Annotated in this window: 15 protein-coding genes; 8 read left to right on the top strand and 7 right to left on the bottom strand. The window is 42.6% G+C overall.

Features of this window, described 5'->3' with window-relative positions:
• The first annotated feature begins 33 nt into the window (after positions 1 to 33).
• The 3 genes from A11Q_RS13050 to A11Q_RS13040 are packed head-to-tail and all read left to right on the top strand — an operon-like array spanning position 34 to position 2,805.
• Positions 34 to 1,476 (top strand): hypothetical protein, encoded by a 1,443-nt coding sequence (locus tag A11Q_RS13050; RefSeq protein WP_015471299.1) that lies wholly within the window; start codon positions 34 to 36, stop codon positions 1,474 to 1,476.
• A gap of 6 nt (positions 1,477 to 1,482) precedes the next feature.
• Positions 1,483 to 2,439, top strand: a complete 957-nt coding sequence (locus A11Q_RS13045) for a tRNA lysidine(34) synthetase (protein ID WP_015471298.1) — start codon at positions 1,483 to 1,485, stop codon at positions 2,437 to 2,439.
• Positions 2,440 to 2,442: 3 nt separating this feature from the next.
• The gene (locus A11Q_RS13040; RefSeq protein WP_015471297.1) at positions 2,443 to 2,805 is read left to right on the top strand and encodes a hypothetical protein; all 363 of its coding nucleotides are present in this window, start codon (positions 2,443 to 2,445) and stop codon (positions 2,803 to 2,805) included.
• On the opposite strand, the gene A11Q_RS13035 is transcribed toward A11Q_RS13040, so the two are convergent.
• Both A11Q_RS13035 and A11Q_RS13030 read right to left on the bottom strand, forming a co-directional pair.
• Positions 2,780 to 4,492, bottom strand: a complete 1,713-nt coding sequence (locus A11Q_RS13035; RefSeq protein WP_015471296.1) for a ferric iron reductase — start codon at positions 4,490 to 4,492, stop codon at positions 2,780 to 2,782. The two genes, A11Q_RS13040 and A11Q_RS13035, sit on opposite strands and share 26 nt — an antisense overlap.
• Before the next feature lie 12 nt (positions 4,493 to 4,504).
• On the bottom strand, positions 4,505 to 5,722 hold the full coding sequence (locus A11Q_RS13030; RefSeq protein WP_015471295.1) for a hypothetical protein: 1,218 nt from the start codon (positions 5,720 to 5,722) through the stop codon (positions 4,505 to 4,507).
• A gap of 231 nt (positions 5,723 to 5,953) precedes the next feature.
• Between A11Q_RS13030 and A11Q_RS13025 the strand changes: the two genes are divergently transcribed.
• The gene (locus A11Q_RS13025; protein ID WP_158320380.1) at positions 5,954 to 6,820 is read left to right on the top strand and encodes a S8 family serine peptidase; all 867 of its coding nucleotides are present in this window, start codon (positions 5,954 to 5,956) and stop codon (positions 6,818 to 6,820) included.
• Positions 6,798 to 7,928 (top strand): SGNH/GDSL hydrolase family protein, encoded by a 1,131-nt coding sequence (locus tag A11Q_RS13020; RefSeq protein ID WP_015471293.1) that lies wholly within the window; start codon positions 6,798 to 6,800, stop codon positions 7,926 to 7,928. The genes A11Q_RS13025 and A11Q_RS13020 overlap by 23 nt, the downstream gene beginning before the upstream one ends.
• On the opposite strand, the gene A11Q_RS13015 is transcribed toward A11Q_RS13020, so the two are convergent.
• Complete coding sequence (locus A11Q_RS13015; protein WP_015471292.1) at positions 7,894 to 8,850, bottom strand: hypothetical protein; 957 nt, start codon at positions 8,848 to 8,850, stop codon at positions 7,894 to 7,896. The genes A11Q_RS13020 and A11Q_RS13015 overlap by 35 nt on opposite strands.
• On the bottom strand, positions 8,847 to 9,731 hold the full coding sequence (locus tag A11Q_RS13010; RefSeq protein WP_015471291.1) for a hypothetical protein: 885 nt from the start codon (positions 9,729 to 9,731) through the stop codon (positions 8,847 to 8,849). Before A11Q_RS13010 ends, A11Q_RS13015 begins: the two co-directional genes overlap by 4 nt.
• 108 nt (positions 9,732 to 9,839) lie before the next feature.
• Here A11Q_RS13010 and A11Q_RS13005 point away from each other — a divergent pair, with 108 nt between their 5' ends.
• Positions 9,840 to 10,382, top strand: coding sequence for a hypothetical protein (locus A11Q_RS13005; protein WP_015471290.1), 543 nt, complete (start codon positions 9,840 to 9,842; stop codon positions 10,380 to 10,382).
• Positions 10,363 to 10,587, top strand: a complete 225-nt coding sequence (locus A11Q_RS13000; RefSeq protein WP_041575324.1) for a hypothetical protein — start codon at positions 10,363 to 10,365, stop codon at positions 10,585 to 10,587. The genes A11Q_RS13005 and A11Q_RS13000 overlap by 20 nt, the downstream gene beginning before the upstream one ends.
• Here A11Q_RS13000 and A11Q_RS12995 read toward each other — a convergent pair.
• Together A11Q_RS12995 and A11Q_RS12990 are read right to left on the bottom strand one after the other, a co-directional pair.
• Positions 10,572 to 11,072 carry a GNAT family N-acetyltransferase gene (locus A11Q_RS12995; protein ID WP_015471288.1) on the bottom strand — a complete coding sequence of 167 codons (501 nt, stop codon included), beginning with the start codon at positions 11,070 to 11,072 and terminating at the stop codon, positions 10,572 to 10,574. The two genes, A11Q_RS13000 and A11Q_RS12995, sit on opposite strands and share 16 nt — an antisense overlap.
• Before the next feature lie 37 nt (positions 11,073 to 11,109).
• Positions 11,110 to 12,321, bottom strand: coding sequence for a patatin-like phospholipase family protein (locus tag A11Q_RS12990; protein ID WP_015471287.1), 1,212 nt, complete (start codon positions 12,319 to 12,321; stop codon positions 11,110 to 11,112).
• 184 nt (positions 12,322 to 12,505) lie between these two features.
• On the opposite strand from A11Q_RS12990, the gene A11Q_RS12985 reads away from it, so the two are divergent.
• On the top strand, positions 12,506 to 13,060 hold the full coding sequence (locus A11Q_RS12985; RefSeq protein WP_015471286.1) for a hypothetical protein: 555 nt from the start codon (positions 12,506 to 12,508) through the stop codon (positions 13,058 to 13,060).
• A 296-nt stretch (positions 13,061 to 13,356) separates the two neighbouring features.
• Here the strand turns inward: A11Q_RS12985 and lon are convergent, their stop codons facing one another.
• Positions 13,357 to 15,768 (bottom strand): endopeptidase La, encoded by a 2,412-nt coding sequence (gene lon, locus A11Q_RS12980; protein ID WP_015471285.1) that lies wholly within the window; start codon positions 15,766 to 15,768, stop codon positions 13,357 to 13,359.
• Between the last annotated feature and the right edge of the window lie 164 nt (positions 15,769 to 15,932).

Genomic DNA, 15,932 nt, shown 5'->3' with positions numbered 1-15,932 from the left:
TTTACTGAGTCAGCCAAGATATTAAAGAAACCCGTGATAAAGCGAACTTTAAATTCTCTATTTGATATAGATCTACGCTCTTTGGTGGCTTTTCGTATTGCCGCGGGACTGCTAGCACTTTACGACGCCCTAATTAAGTTTCCCCATATTCGTTGGCTGTACAGCACAGATGGCTATCGTGATTTTTCAGCCGAGTTCTTCAGTCGCTCATTGTGGATTCATCAACTGATTGCTAATTTGAGTTTACAGCAATGGCAGATGTTAATCGGCCTTCAGGCGATTGCGGGAATTTTTCTTATAATCGGTTGGCGCCCGAAAGTTTGGCTGGTTGTTTGGTTGATTATTTTACGCCTAACGATGCGAAGGAATGATCTAGCCGCACACATCGGTGATTTAGTTTTTACGTTTTTTTGTTATTGGATTCTATTCCTACCATTAAAGTTTTCTTCTACAGGAAGCTTTTTAAAGCAAACCGAAGTGGTGAAGTCGTCATGGTCATGGCCTGTGACTTTGCCGTATTTCGTACAGCTTTTCAGTCTTTACTTTTTTGCCGGTTTCACGAAGTTAGCGCACGACAGTTGGCAGCAGGGATTATTTTTTGTTAGAAATATTCAGTCTGAAGGTGTGTTTGAAAGCTATGGGTTTGTGGCGCAGTTTCCGTGGCTCTTGCAAGGAATCAGTTATGCACTTCCTCTGTTACAGATTTTATTGAGTCTGTTGCTATTGGCTCCGTGGAAAAAAGCGTGGATTCATGGAGGAATTTTTGCTTTTTGGGCCTTTTTTCATTTCATTGGTTATTTATTAGTTTCAGATGCCACGATGTACTGGTTTTTAATGGTGCCACTGATGGTGTTGATTCCAAAAGAGTTTTGGAATGCCCTTGGTCGTTGGCGCTACGCCAGCTTTTCCGAAGAGGAAAAGACAGTGGAAGATCCGTCAAAAAACCCAAAAGCCTCTGCTGTCAAAAAAACCTACGGAAAGGTGAAAGCCACTTTAGCTATCTTGGCTTGTCTTGTGATCGTGTCTAGTAACTATCTTTCGCTTTACCATGATGAAAACCCAAAGATGCAAAAATATTTTGAAATCCTCAGTCGGACTTTTTTGTATCAGTTTTGGTTTGTCTTTTCAGATTTTTCCCCACAGCACAACAACTACTTCTTTTATGTAAAAGAGCACAAGGACGACACCGAACTATTTCTGTTGCCACGGGTGGATCGAGCCGATTCCTTAATTGCGGGCCGCTTTCACGTGATGAAACGGGCCATACACAACACCTATGAAAAAGAAAGATGGGTGGCCGCACTTTGTCTGGATCATAGTGAAAAAAGAAAAGTTGAAATTTACAGCATCGTGGTTAAGCGATACATCCGAAAGTTTTCAGATGAACCACCACTAAAGCCAACCATTACCTACGCCGACGAACAAGAATATATCTGTCACGACTTGATCGCACGACATATGGGCCGTTACAATTAAATCACGATGACACTATTCTATCCCGCATCTCATCTTTCGCATTACTCGATTTCAGAACCTAAAGAAGGTCATCAGCTCACACACTTTAAACTCTTTAATTCGCGTCCGCAGTTGCCATTTGTGGAAGCGCAGCGCGCGTGCCAGTTGATATACGAAAAATATAAGACTCCGTTGATGATTTGCTTTAGCGGCGGAATTGATAGCGAATGCGTAGCGCAGGCAGCGTTGGCCGCCAAAGTCCCTTTTGAGCTGGTGATCATGCGACTTCAACCTGAGTTTAATGATCATGATACAATCTATGCTTTGGAGTTCTGTGAAAAGATTGGTAAAAAACCAATCTTTATCGATTTAAGTATTGTCCGTTTTTATGAGTCCGGTGAATACCTTGAATACGCATTAAAATACCGAACAAATTCGCCACAATTTGCAACGCATCTTTGGCTGGCACAGCAGATTCAAGGTCTTCCTGTCTTTGCAGGAAGCTTTCCCTATATCAACTACTTCGACCGCGAGGGCAACGAGTTAGAGGAAAGCTATTTATATACATCAGAAGACAAAGAATACGGCGTGGATCGCTTTTTCCAACAGACAGGAAAAAGTGGAGTCGGCCATTTTTTTCAATATACACCCGAACTCTACTTCTCTTTTTTAACTCATACCATTGCTGGCTCTTCGAAAAAGAAGCGTATGGAATTAAAACTCGCTACTCACTATGACATGAAAGAATATGCCTTTGACCAAGGCGGCTTCGACACGAAAATCGTAACAGGACGATCTCAAAAGTACACAGGCTTTGAAAAAGTAAAAGAGTACTATGCCAACAGATATGGAATTGGTGATGCTTACGAAAAACTATTCCGCGAGCCACTACAACGAATCTTTCCATTAAAAACATCTGTTAGAACACTATTACCAAAAACAGCGGAAGAAAATTTTTTCTATCATTCAGAGGCAGAAAGTTAATCCATGCGGCAACTGCGTGTTCTCGTTCTATCTAAACCCTCAAGTGCCATTGCGGAAAAGCAACTGACAGAGTTTTGGTCCACATGGAAGCAAGACAAACTGTCGTTATATCGCACCTCAGATAGCCGTTTAAGCGAAGTGGTTCTTGGACCCTATGAACAGCTTGTTTGCGAACGACTTTTTAAAAAAGCAGATGGTGCTGAGTGGTCAGAGGCTCAAAAAATATGGAAGGACGAATTTGCTGTGGTGATTTGCGAAGGAACCTCAACAGCACTTTTTGAAAACTTTAAGTATCAAGATACAGTTTTGGTGGACTCTTTCGATAAGGCGGAAGCCTATCTTAAGAAATTGAGTTTACAGCCTTAAAATACTCTAAATAAAAAGCCGAAGGTTGACGCGGAAAAAGAGCTGCAAAATAGCGGGCTTTTCGCGGGTTATCTTTGTCCGTTTGAAATAAAACTTGCAGGCGAGGATGCGGCGATAAAAGCCAGCTATTCCATCCAAGGCGTAGCTCGTCTTGATTTTCGGGAACGACGCTGCCATAGCTCAGAAGTATGCCATGGCCATCCCGTAATGTTTGATAAAAGCGATCCAAAGCATTTTCCCCTGAGGCTCCGGCTAAAGAGCTAGTGGCTTCAGACAGAGACAGCTTCTTAAGTAAAGAAAAACAAATCAATTCTCGCAAAGCGGTTAGGCGCGCATAAAAATCCGCGGTAGAATCGATAACAATATCATGCTCACGGAAGGTAGACAGATCAAAATCGATCTGATGTTGTTGAGTGAATTTTTTAAGTTCCTCTGCAATGCCCTCAGAAAAAATATCATTAAAGCTCAGAGTGGGAATTGAATCGCCGTCCTGAGAGTTGCCCTTGCAGAAAGATAAAAAGCCATCGCGAACGCACTTTTCATGTTGTCCGAAGTCGCGCAAGAAAAGACGATACCAGCTACCAATGGCTAAAAGACTTTTTGGCCCCTGTTCGTCGCTAGCAAAACCCATTTCATTACAGAGCCCTAGCGGAGCACGCTGGCGGGTGACGATCGCTTCTGCATCAAAGGGTTTTAACAACGCCTGTGCGACCGGATCTTCCAAGACATCATAGAAGTCTTGAACAAATAACGATTCCGTTTGCGCTTGCCGCAAAAGCACAGTGAGGTTTTGCTGATGTAATTCAAAGTGAATTCCGTATTTAAAAAAGGAATCAAAAATCACACGCATTAACGGCCGCGCCACATTCTGTTTGAACCAAGCTAGATAATCAGTCGAAGACTGAGCGCTAGAAACAGTAGCACCAAAGATCAACTTTTCTAAAGCCGTCTGGCGCAGTTGCTGCGAGTAGATAGCAAAGATCGGCAAATACAGATCTTGTCCGTCTAACTGCATTTGTTCAAAGGGAAGTTGACGTTGCAGCTGATAGAAAAAAGTATTCTCGTCTGGCAAATCAAAAGTGGTGCCGCTATGTTCGTTTAAAAAAACAGGATTATCTTTTAACAGATGCGACATTTCGATATTCGCTAAAAAAATTCCTTTTCTAACGGCGGGACTCAAATCGCGCGCTTCATCTTTTTGATAATGGGAAAACTTCAGTAAGGTCGGGTCACAGAAAACTCCTTTGTTGGAGCCTCTCGGTGCATCTTCAGCAAAAGCACAGATGGTCCGAAGGTTCACAAGGACTTCTTGTGTTAAAAACCCATCCGCGGGCCCGAAGGTTTTTTCTAGCAAACGTAAAGCGCTGCGATCCCAAAGATGGGCGCTCAAATAGGGAAAGGGATTGTCGACAACACTTGATACCGCTGGATGTTTTAATCTTTGCGGAGTCAGTTGCCAATAGGGAGTCTTTCCGTGCAGCCCTTTTTGGGCGGCTAAGGTTTTCTTTAAAGGCAGGAATCCATTTTCAACAAAAGAGTTTTTCTGTACACGGGCACCCGTCACATCATTTTGAAAATCATTTAAGGCCACAGAGCGCGAAGACATTGAATTGAGCTCTTGCTGAGCCATCACAAAGGTCTTCGCGATTTGTTTTTTGAGTTCAGCCTGTTGGCGGACGTTCTTCATGTGTCAACGTCCTTAGTTTGGAATAAAAAGTGTTTGTGGTTCGTAGGTATTCAAAGCTAAACGCGTTTTTCCATCCACAACTTCTAAAAGGCGCTCTTGGCTTTTAATTAAAAGACCAAGGCGAATTTTATCTAGTTCTAGTTTGGTAAACTGTGAAAACTCAAACGTCGAAATATACTGTGTCCAAAACCAATACTTGTCTTCGTTCCATTCCATGTGGCTCAGTTCGGCTTGAAGCTGTTCTTCCGTGAGGGAGTTGACATTGGTGTACATGTAGTGATTTTTATGGCTTTGCCAGCGCGTTTCTTCTTGAAGTGGATCAGTATGAGAGTCTAACTGAAAATCTAATTGTGGCTCTAAATCCAAAATATAATTCCACAATAAATTAGCTAGGCGCAAGGTCAGATCTTTTTTCCAGTCTTCACGAAAAGAAACGGGTGCTTTTAAAGATTCAGCCATTTCGGACAGATGAAAGTTATCCGGCATCTTAGAAAAAGAAGAAATAATCCGACGTGAATAAAGTCGTTGGGAATGAGAATAGCTGACTTCGTGAAAAATCGTATGGGAGACCATGGGGCTTTCTTTGATCTTAAGTAAATCAAAGCCTGCAAAATCACCACGGCAGTAGTTGCTCGTCAAATAAGACAGGAAGTCTTTATGAAAGGGATTGAAGTCAGGATTAAATTTGCGGAACTCGCCAAGTTCACTGGATTGATAAGAAACAGCAAAAGAATTTGTTCTGGTGCCAATCGGGCAAAGATCGTTAATTTTGTTTTGACTCCAATACCAGTAGTCGGCTCCGGCAACGGCGGCGGCCTCTGTTAACAAATGGCAGAACACCATGTCTTCAAAATTTTCAGAGGTGATTTCTGCGCAGCCAAAGTTGAGGTCTGGACGCAGTTGGCGTACCGCCAGAATAGACCAGCAGTGAATGTAGTCATGCACCACCAGCAAAAGTTTTTTAATCAGAGCATCGTCTTCGTTAAAAGGGCGAGCCGATTGCGCTGGATTTTTTAGCCAATCAAAAACAACGCTGTTGAAGGGCAAGTAGATCTTCATGCTGTAGGGATTAAATCCCGTAGCTGCAGGCAAGCTAGCCTCGCTTTGCCAGCGATGATCGATCGCGCGCGGACTTAATTGAATCAAAGGATCAGTTAAAGCTTTGCGTATCAAAGGAATACGCATCGGACTTTCTAAGCTGATGTCTTGATTGATCAATTTCGTTTGCATAAAATTACCTGCTTTACGTAGTATATAGCCATGACAAAGAACGATACCAGTTTTTTAGAGCTGACGCCCCCCGCAAGACAAGAGAGCTCTTTGTATCCTGACTCCTCTGCGTGGCCAGCATGGAGAAAAAATTGGGCCCGATTTCGTGTCTCATCCCGAGAAAAATTTCCTCACAATTTTGTTGATAGAAAAATAACAGAATCCACAAGCAAACCTCAGACGTCGGCAACTATGGCAGCTGTTGCAAAACCACCGACAGCGATCGTGTTGTTTGATGGTGTGGTAGAAACTCAGCATTCTGAATTACAAGGCTGCACACAATTGCTTTTCAATCCTGAAACAGAAGAGCGCATGGCCACTGTGGATCATGCAACGGCGATGGCTTCGATTGCGGTGGGAAAAACCACCGGCTTTTGCTCGGCAGAGCTGTTTTCTGCTCCGGTCATTTCTTCGAATAAAAATCAATTTGAGAAAAATCTACAGCACGCTTTTGAATTCCTACCGGATCTTGTTAAAAAATATCAAGGACGTGTCGTCTTTGTCGGTACATTTCTGGCCGAGGCTTCAACCTTTGTAGATAAAAAGATAGAAGAGCTTTTGGGTTATGGCGCTCCGGTTATTTGGGCTGCTGGAAACCAAGGTCGCCCTATTAGCGAGTTTTCGCCGACACGCAATTCAGACGTGATCACCGTGGGCGGCACCTCTTTTTCGGATTCATTTCTGTGGGAAGAAAAACTGAGAAGCAATTATGGGGAAGGTCTGACTCTATTAGCGCCAGCGAAATACATTCACGCGGCATGGAATACAGAAAAGGACTACAACCTCTGCAGTGGAACCAGCACCGCAGCCATGATTGTGGCGTCCGCGTGCGCCAACAAAATTCAAAAGGGCAGCGCAAACCAACAAACGCACAGTCAGACGCATAGTCAAACACATAGCGAGCTGAAGAAAATGTTGATTGCAGAATCGACAAAAGACATTTTGTTATTTCCTCAAGAGGTATTGGCCCCCAATCGCTTACTTTTTTATGAAGAGGCGACTCTTGATCAAAACATGATAAACTCTGTGGAGATTTATGTTGATAAGTCAGAAGTGTAAAATACTAGTAACGACGACGCTTGTTTTCTTGCTGTTTCTGGCGGTGCTAGATCCTGTCGTTTTAGCGTTGACCGAGGAGCCACTCCTCACACCCGCACAAATCAAAGCCGAATCGTTAGAGTACGAGCCTAGCGCCTTTTCAAGACAGCGAATCAAGCGTGAAAAACGACTGATACATAAAGATGAAGGGTTATGGGTTCAAATCAATAGCTATGGCTATCGCGGGGCTGAAATTGAGGAACCCAAAAAGAAATTTCGTCTGGTGATCTACGGCGGGTCCACCGTTTTTGATCCCTTAGTCGCGGTCAGCTGGCCCGAGCAACTGCAAAAAGAGTTAGAAGCAAAAGGTCTTCCTATCGAAGTGATCAATGCAGGAATCCCTGGGGCCTCAAGTGCAGAAATCACCGCCAGATTCCTTTCAGAGGTAGAGTTTTTAAAGCCAGATGCGGTTCTGCTTTATGAAGCGTGGAATGACATTCGGTTTTTCAATAAAAGCGCGCCACAACTTCCGTTTATTCCCTCTTTTCAGGAACAAAGAAATGTCTACATTTATCCCGCAAACAAAGTGGACGAGTTTCTTTCAGAGCACTCTTATTTATACTTACTGGCACGCTATAAGTTCCTCGATATTTATTTTTCAGAAGACAACAAAAACGCCATAGAAAATCGCCGTGCGAACTATGGCAACGACGAAATGTACGGCGCAGAAATAAAAGAAGATTTCAAAAATCAAATTAAAATCAACTATGAAGCTTTTGTCCAGATAGCTAAAAGCGCAGGGGTAACGCCCATTTTAGCAACGCAGGCGATGTTGCCCGTAAAACATCTAAAAGACGAAGATAGAAAAAAAGTGAACTATCGTTTTGTCGAGCTGAATTTTGACGGAATATTAAAAGCCTCGCAATTAATTCAAAATGAAATCCGACAGGTCGCTAAGTCACGACAATTGATTCTGGTTGATGCGGACAAAGATCTTTCGGGAAGAACAGAGATTTTTTATGATCATGTGCACTTCAACGGAAAAGGCTCAGAAGATTTTGCTCACTATATGGGAACACAATTAGAAAAGCCGCTTAGGAATCTTTCAAAAAGCGTTCGTTTAAAGTGATGATCTGGTCGACTATAGGATTAGACAAATGGTTTTCTAGCTGCCAACTGGAAATAGTCTTTTCATAGTTTTCGGCTAAACCTAACGAGGTAAAGTAACGCGTATTTGAGCCAATGCGGAAGCCATTTCCTAAATCCTGACTGCGCTTACAAACTCTCCATGCCAGCGGAGAGTCGGCTAAATCTTCGCAAATCAAATTCACTTCACCTTGTTCAAGGAGGTTCTTTCCTGGAAGAAGATTTGCGCTTAGAAAACCCCGCGCTAAAAGTCGATAAAGACGAGTCATACCGAAGGCACTTGCTGCTTCAAGAAGAACTTGATAATCACTCGGATGTTGGGCCACCTGATGACAAGAAAAATGGGTGATGTAGGTGTTTTCATAGGTTGGCGGAACGATGGTCGACATCAGCTCTAAAGCCAACACAGTTCCTTCGGTCGCTAAGTGACGTAAAAGCCAGTCGTGTTTTTCTTTTAAAGAAAAGTCTGAATTATAAAAGTAGGTCTCTTTTTTAAAAATTTGATCAAAAGTCAGCAAGTGAATCGACTCGTGAAGCAATTTGTTTTCTGTCTGACCAGACTGTAAAGGAAGAACAAGGCGCACATCGAGATCTTTTAATGTCGGGAATTTTTCACATAAAAAAGAAAAACTATCGACATTGTTTTTATAAAAAAGCTCACGCTGTTCATATTGCAACGGCAATACAAACAAGTGGCTTTGATACAAAATATCTTTTTCAAGGCCATCTCGTAACTCAACTAAAGAAAACGTAGAATCTAAAAATTCACGGCGCACTCTGCGGGCAATTGGTGACAGGTGTAAAAATGCTCCATCTAGTAAAGACTTAGACAGAGCCATTTCTTCATTTGCAAACTGAGTATGAAGATCAAAAATTTTTTGAAACGAAATAGAATCTGTTTTCACCAGTAGAGCTCCCAGCCATTAACTTCATGGTAAAGCCCATGTCCTTGCAAGGTGATTCGTGTTTCGCCATCCCGCAAGATATTGGTAGGACCCGCTTGATGTAAAAGACCGCCAATCGTCAGATAAAGGTGTCCGGATTGATAGGGTAAAAAGTGGCGCTCTTGTGTTTTTAAAAAATTATAGAACTGTAAGTCCGACATCTTCTTTGAATCAAAACCCCATTCGCGCGCGCCGTCGAGGTCTGTACTGGGCTCAGTTTTTTCTAAAGAAGAAATTAAATCTTTAAAAGGAGTGGACCAGTAGTAAAGACCACTGCCAGCAGAAGGAACATCAATAGCCAAAGTAAATGTGATAATGCGATTTAGATCGGAACCTTCACGCCATGACTTTGGAACCCGCCGTGCCTGAAAATCAAAGTGAGGTTTTGATAAGGGAGCATTGCTTTTATAAAGCAAAAAGCCAGGCGGAGCTAACTTTGAATGGTAATGGACATTTGAGTACGATAAAAATTGCTGCAGTGAATTTTGTACTCTGGAATATAGCCAATCCAGTGCGGCAAAATGAGTTTGTCGAAACATCTGTGCTTCTTGTAAATAAAATTGCAGTGCATTTTCATCAGCAGAATTTTTATAAAGGGGCTGGCCGATGGTGTACACGTCTGACTTTTCTACAGAGACGTTTTGAGAAAGATACTTTTTAACAGCAGAAAGCTCGTCGGCCGAAAGAAATGGCGTTTCCCAAATTTGTCCCGCAACTCCACGGAAGACAGAGGAGAAACCTTGTTTGTTTAGTCCAGAGGCAGAAAAAGACGCGGAAGAGTGTGACACGTAATTTAGGGTAACAGACCCCCCAGTTTGTGTAAACTGACCATTCTGAGACACAGTGATCTTCCCCAACTTACCCCAATAAAACTCTTTGCGAAATGTGTAGGGTTCTTCTAAAATATACAGAAAGATACAAAAAATCGTGAGTGGCCTAAAGGGGGTTGTATGCAGTGGTCAAAACCGCAAAATCGCAGATCAGCAGTACGAAATGTCTTCAGTATTTTCGCCGGCGTCGCGGGATTGAGTTTTTCATCTTCTGCGAAAGCATTTGACCTTGAAACAGCTTTTGATCTTTCGAAAGCCGATATTGAGCGTTTTGGTGAACACGCAGAGCTTTTTCGCGCGTTCCGTAAAGACTTCGGCCATCAGCTAACAGAGGGAATGGCTCACCACGCACAAAAATCAACTCAACCAGAAGTTTGCTTGCAGGCACTTCAAGCTAAATATGTTCCTGCCGCACAAGAAATTTTAAAATCTATCGAAACCGAGTTTGCAGAAAACACAATTGCGAGTCTGACAGATTCAGAAAAAAAGCTTTTAACAAAAATCCTTAAAGATCACGGTCCTGAAGTGGGCTCTTTAATGGGTAAAGTCTTCAAAGCACGCAGTACGGCCATGACGCAAATGTTCCACCGCTTAGATAGCGAGATGTCGACATTTGCAATTAACTTTTCAGGTGCGGGTGAAAATGAAAAAAAACCAAGTTAACAAAAACGTCGATCCAAAATCGGAACAGACGGAAGCAGATCTTTACAAACAGGCTCAGCGATCTATGATCGAAAAAGAGTGGGACGAGATTTTTAAAAACCTTAAGGTTGATGAAGAGGAATATAAAGTCTTCTTAAGTTTCGGTGACAAAATGGATGATTCGCGCCCACGCGGTCCCGGCAGCATTCGTTACAACAAAAAATAATTCTTTAAAAAACTGATGAGGCGATTATCTGTGGAAACCTTCATGCTGGCATAGCAGTTGGGACCATAGCGAAAACCCTCGTGAGTAAATTCTGAATCTTGTGTAAATCCAAAACTAGCGTAGGTCGCCCAACTGCTTTGGCGCGGAGTCGTCCACAACAGCGTGGCCTTTTGCTTTTTGGCTTCAGCTAAAATTAAATTGAACAGCTGTCTTGAAATTCCCTGTCCGCGATAATCGGGATCGACGTAAAGACCGCGCGCGCGAAAGTGCTCTGGCGAAGTCAAATGACCACTGTAAACACCAACGATTTTGCCTTCATCTTCTGCCACGAAAAAAACAGCAGAATATTTTTTAGGAATATCAATGTCATAACCAGACGGATAGATCATGCAACTGGTGGATTGAAAATCATATTCTGCACTCCAGAGCTTTTCCCTCCAGACAGGAGCTACTTCGGAAAAGTCTGAGGGGCGATATTTAATCATAACCGTTTTATCCTTCACCCCGCGATGGCAAGGTCGTCTATATATATTCGCGAAGAACGTGTAAGCCCGACTTGAAGCCAACGCGCAGAATTTTTTCTAAAATCTGTGGGTTCAGCGAAAAGTGATCTGCAAAAAACATTTCGTAATTTTGCGGACGGGGAGAAATATATATATAATCAACATCTGGTTGATGCGAGAGTTTTTCACGTGCGACACCGAGAATCTGTTCTGTCATGCTCGCATTTAGATTAAGTTCGGCACATGTTTTTTTCAGTGCAAGATAAGTGTCTTTTTTCTCTTTTTGATTTTGTATATGGCGTGCGACTTTTTGCTCCAGAACTTGATACAAAGCCTGATTCACAATCGCGGGCATACCAAATGTATGAAGCGAGCCCACTTCCGAGTTAAAATGATAGGGCTGCATGGAATAAGAGGCGATGATTAAATCTGCACCATGATCGGAAGCCACATGGGAACTTAGCGTGTCGCGGATTTCGCCATCATAGTGATAGATGATCTTGCCGTTTGGCTTTTTTACCGGATAAGGTGCATAAACCGGAGGCAAAGATGTTGATGCGGCAACCGCTTCGGAAATCTTAGAATAACCGATATATTTCGTCGTCGAATTCTTTGAGCTTTCTAAATAGGGTCCAAAGATGCTTTTTCGTGAGTGATTTAACTGAGTGGCAATGACATAAAGCTCGACACCTAAGCGTGAAAACTCATTTTCATCCAAAATATATTTGCGTAAATAACGTTCAACTCCGTTGGTGTTGAATAAACCATTTAATTTAAAACCGCGCTTTAAAAACACTTCAAGTCCGCCAGTAATCAGCGACTTTTGCATCAAGCTTTCAGGCATCCAACTGAGGATTCGTTTTGAGTTGAGATTAAACAGATGGCGATAACCGATGGGTTTAATACGCTCATCGTGGGGAACACTGTAAAACGGAGAGTTACCAAACCCCACTTGAAAGGCTGTCACTAAAGATTCCAACGATTTTCCAGAGGCCAAAACAGAAGCAACAAAAGCTCCTGCACTGGAGCCCACATAAAGGCGAATTGTGGGTTTGTTTGAGTTCTGAGCATCACCATTTGGATAGCGTTGAAGAACAAGTTCCTTAGAGCCTCCGGCAAAGACGAAGCCTTTTTCTTGGAGCGCCATGCAGACGCCAATATGATAGGCAGCGGCTTTGATCCCGCCTCCACTCAATACTAAAGCTATCTTCTTTTTACCTTGGATATTCATCTGAAGGGCTAGTTAACCACGAAAAAACAGCGAAATAAACCCATTTATTAAGACTAAAGTCTGACTACTCACGACCTTGGTCGGCCTAGTCAGCACTTTGAATATCTATATAAAAATCAATCTCATAAGGCGATTGACACGACTTTCATGTATGTTAGGCTTTTGATTAGTCGAGGTGAAACAGATGACCACTGCCGGTTGGTTACCATTAGCTGAATACTCAATTAAACATCAAGTGAGTATATCTACGTTAAGACGTAGAATTAAAGCCGATGACATTAAGTTTCGCTTTCAGGATGGCAAATACTTCCTGTACGACCAAACCATGAGACAGGCGTCTCAACATGATTTGAAACAAGAGGCTATTAAATCAGCCCCTCCCGCAATGGCCCATCGCCCCTCCCTAAGAAGCGAAATCCAAAGTGTAGTTTCAAATACAGTTGCGTCGTCACCGATGATGACGGGATCTCTCCTGGCGACTTCTTCTGCGCCAGCTCCAGTAAAAATGGAAGCAACAGCAAGAACCGAAGCTCCTGCCGGAGCCACTTCGGGTTTAGAACCAGGTGAATCTGTGATCTCGGCAGCGAACAAGCTGTTAACCGATCTGAAAAAAGCCTACACACAAGTTCTTCAAGAAAAAGAAGAGCAAATCCTGCAACTTCGCGAAGAAGTCGTGGACCTGAAAACACTCATCAAAGTTCTAGAATCAGAAAACTCAAGACTGCGCGATTTAAGGTAGGCCGTACCTTATCCGGAAATATACGCGATCTGAGATATTAACGGAGCGGACGTCTTTTCCACAGACCTGACACTCTATAAGATAAAAATACTTTTATTGATCTTCTGTCTTAAAAATAAGCGACGACTATTTTTTTGAGGACAAAGAGTTCCGTTTTACACTTGGTTCAAGGCGAGTATAAAAACACTCAAGTGCTTTATATTTCCGGATAAGGTACGGCCTACCTCAAAAAAAAAGCACCGGCCATGACTCGACCGGTGCTTAGGAAACATAGGAAACAGGTTTGTTGTTAGTAATTAAGCTGCAGCTGTTGAGGCTTTAGCTTTCTTTTCTTGTCTTTTAGTACCTAATTTTTTCATAAACTTTTCTGACTTTTCGAAGGCTACCGCGAACACTTCGTCTAAGTTTTCAGCCAAGATAAAGTTCATTTTTTCTTTGAACTGCGTCGGAATGTCTTCTAAATCCTTCGCGTTCGCCATTGGGATGATCACGTTTGTAATACCTAAGTTCAAAGCCGCTAAGCATTTTTCGCGGATTCCACCTACAGGTAACACACGTCCTTGCAGAGTCACTTCACCAGTCATTGCGATATCGTTACGAACCGCGGTTCCTGTCAACAAGCTCACTAAAGCTGTTGTTAGAGTGATACCAGCAGAAGGACCATCTTTAGGGATCGCACCTGCAGGCAAGTGAACGTGAACATCAAATTTTTCAAACATTTCTTGGTCGATACCAAGTTCGTCCATGTGGGCGCGGGCGTAAGACATCGCTGCATGAGCCGACTCTTTCATCACATCGCCTAGTTGACCAGTCAACATCAAGTGACCTTTACCTTTCATTTTCAAGGCTTCGATCAACAGAACTTCTCCACCAGCTTGTGTCCAAGCTAAACCTTGAACCACACCGACATTTGATTCCAACATTTTGTCATCACGAGTGAAGCGAGGAGGACCTAATAACTCAGGAACTGTTTTCGCATTTACTTCGATGAAGTTAGTTTCATTCATTACCACTTGTTTTGCTACTTTACGGCAAACAGAACCCACTTCGCGCTCTAAGTTACGAAGACCAGCTTCGCGAGTGTAACCAGCGATCAAGAACTTCAAACCTTCATCAGTGAAACGGATGTTTTCTGATGTGATGCCATTCGCTTCCATTTGTCTTTCGATCAAATGTTTTTTCGTGATCAAAAGCTTATCGTTTTCTGTGTAACCTGGGATGTAGATCATTTCCATACGATCACGAAGTGCCGCAGGGATATTTTCTACTACGTTTGCTGTCGCGATGAATAATACATTCGACAAGTCAAAGTCCACGTTCAAGTAGTTATCACGGAAAGAAGCATTTTGTTCTGGATCCAACACCTCTAACATTGCTGATGACGGATCACCTTTAAAGTCAGAAGCCATTTTATCGATTTCATCTAACACGATAACTGGGTTGCGTGTTTTAGCTTGGCGTAATGCTTGGATGATTTTACCCGGCATTGCTCCAACATAAGTTCTTCTGTGACCGCGGATTTCAGCTTCGTCTTTTACGCCGCCTAATGCGATACGGAAGTACTCACGGCCCATTGATTTAGCGATTGAACGACCAAGAGAAGTTTTACCTACACCTGGAGGACCGCTGAAGCAAAGGATTGGACCTTTGATAGTTGATTTCAATTTACGAACAGCTAAGAACTCTAATACGCGATCTTTAGCTTTTTGTAAGTCGTAGTGATCTTCATCCAAGATAGCTTTCGCACGTTGGATATCTAAGATATCTTCAGATTGTTTGCCCCAAGGAAGATCAACCATCCAGTCTAAGTATGTGCGAACCATAGTCGCTTCACTTGCGTCTGGGTGCATTCTTTCTAAACGAGACAATTGTTTTAAAGATTCAGTTTGAACAGCTTCTGGCATACCAGCAGTAAGGATTTTGTTTTTCAACTCGTCCATTTCTTCTGATTTAGAGTCGCCTTGTTCTCCCAACTCATTTTTGATGGCCTTCATTTGTTCACGTAAGAAGTTTTCACGTTGACCGCGTTGAGCATCGTTCGGGTTGTGACCACGAGTTTTTGCTTGCGCTGTAAGCGTTTCCACTTCTTCTTGTAATAATTGGCAAACTAAAGACAATCTTTCTTTAGTATCAGTTGTTTCTAATACTCTTTGAGCATCAGCTACTTTTAAGCCCATGTTGCTAGCGATTAAGTCAGCGATACGACCTGGCTCAGTAACATCATCTAATACTAATAAGATGTCCGGAGATAACGCTTTACCTAAAGCGATTGTTTTTTCGATATGAGATTTAGCTGTTTTAACTAAACCTTGTACTTCTTCAGCATGTTCTGCTTTTACAGTGTCTTCAATTTTTTCAACTGAAACTTCAAATGAACCTGAAGTTTTAGTGAAAGATTTGATACGACCTTTAGCTTCACCTTGGATTAAAATTTTAACACGGCCATCAGATAATTTGCGCATGCGCATGATCTTAGCCACTGTACCAGTCTCATAGATGCCGGCTGGATTTGGGTTTTCTTCTGTGATGTCTTTTTGCGACGCCAAGAAGATAAGGCGGTTTTTCGAAAGCGCATCTTCCACTGAACGGATAGAGGCTTCGCGACCAACAAATAAAGGAATGATCATGTATGGAAATACAACGATGTCCCTTACTGGTAACATTGGTAGTGTTTGAGGAATTTCTACTGCTTGATTATCAAATGTCATTTTCTGCTCCTGTTTCCTGCAGAATTATTCGGTGCATTCTGAGATTCTCTAAATCCACTCTTAGTCCTGTTTTGAACTATTTTGGGACCAGTTCTTCATTTCTTTTTGGGGTTTTCCAAAGCCTCAGACAGCTGCGGGATAGAAAGACTCTACGTCGGTCTGGG

It is taken from the genome of Pseudobdellovibrio exovorus JSS, assembly GCF_000348725.1.
GTDB classification, from domain to species: domain Bacteria; phylum Bdellovibrionota; class Bdellovibrionia; order Bdellovibrionales; family Bdellovibrionaceae; genus Pseudobdellovibrio; species Pseudobdellovibrio exovorus.
The sequence above is the reverse complement of the archived record's forward strand: the minus strand, read 5'-3'. Positions and strand labels throughout refer to the sequence as shown.

What these genes read in the sequence shown, in the direction of transcription:
- A11Q_RS13020 (WP_015471293.1), top strand. Translation starts at nt 6,798, where the DNA reads ATGTTGATAAGTCAGAAGTGTAAAATACTAGTAACGACGACGCTTGTT.
- A11Q_RS12995 (WP_015471288.1), bottom strand. Translation starts at nt 11,072, where the DNA reads ATGATTAAATATCGCCCCTCAGACTTTTCCGAAGTAGCTCCTGTCTGG.
- A11Q_RS13045 (WP_015471298.1), top strand. Translation starts at nt 1,483, where the DNA reads ATGACACTATTCTATCCCGCATCTCATCTTTCGCATTACTCGATTTCA.
- A11Q_RS12990 (WP_015471287.1), bottom strand. Translation starts at nt 12,321, where the DNA reads ATGAATATCCAAGGTAAAAAGAAGATAGCTTTAGTATTGAGTGGAGGC.
- A11Q_RS13030 (WP_015471295.1), bottom strand. Translation starts at nt 5,722, where the DNA reads ATGCAAACGAAATTGATCAATCAAGACATCAGCTTAGAAAGTCCGATG.
- A11Q_RS13025 (WP_158320380.1), top strand. Translation starts at nt 5,954, where the DNA reads ATGGCAGCTGTTGCAAAACCACCGACAGCGATCGTGTTGTTTGATGGT.
- A11Q_RS13005 (WP_015471290.1), top strand. Translation starts at nt 9,840, where the DNA reads ATGCAGTGGTCAAAACCGCAAAATCGCAGATCAGCAGTACGAAATGTC.
- A11Q_RS13040 (WP_015471297.1), top strand. Translation starts at nt 2,443, where the DNA reads ATGCGGCAACTGCGTGTTCTCGTTCTATCTAAACCCTCAAGTGCCATT.
- A11Q_RS13035 (WP_015471296.1), bottom strand. Translation starts at nt 4,492, where the DNA reads ATGAAGAACGTCCGCCAACAGGCTGAACTCAAAAAACAAATCGCGAAG.
- lon (WP_015471285.1), bottom strand. Translation starts at nt 15,768, where the DNA reads ATGACATTTGATAATCAAGCAGTAGAAATTCCTCAAACACTACCAATG.
- A11Q_RS13000 (WP_041575324.1), top strand. Translation starts at nt 10,363, where the DNA reads ATGAAAAAAAACCAAGTTAACAAAAACGTCGATCCAAAATCGGAACAG.
- A11Q_RS12985 (WP_015471286.1), top strand. Translation starts at nt 12,506, where the DNA reads ATGACCACTGCCGGTTGGTTACCATTAGCTGAATACTCAATTAAACAT.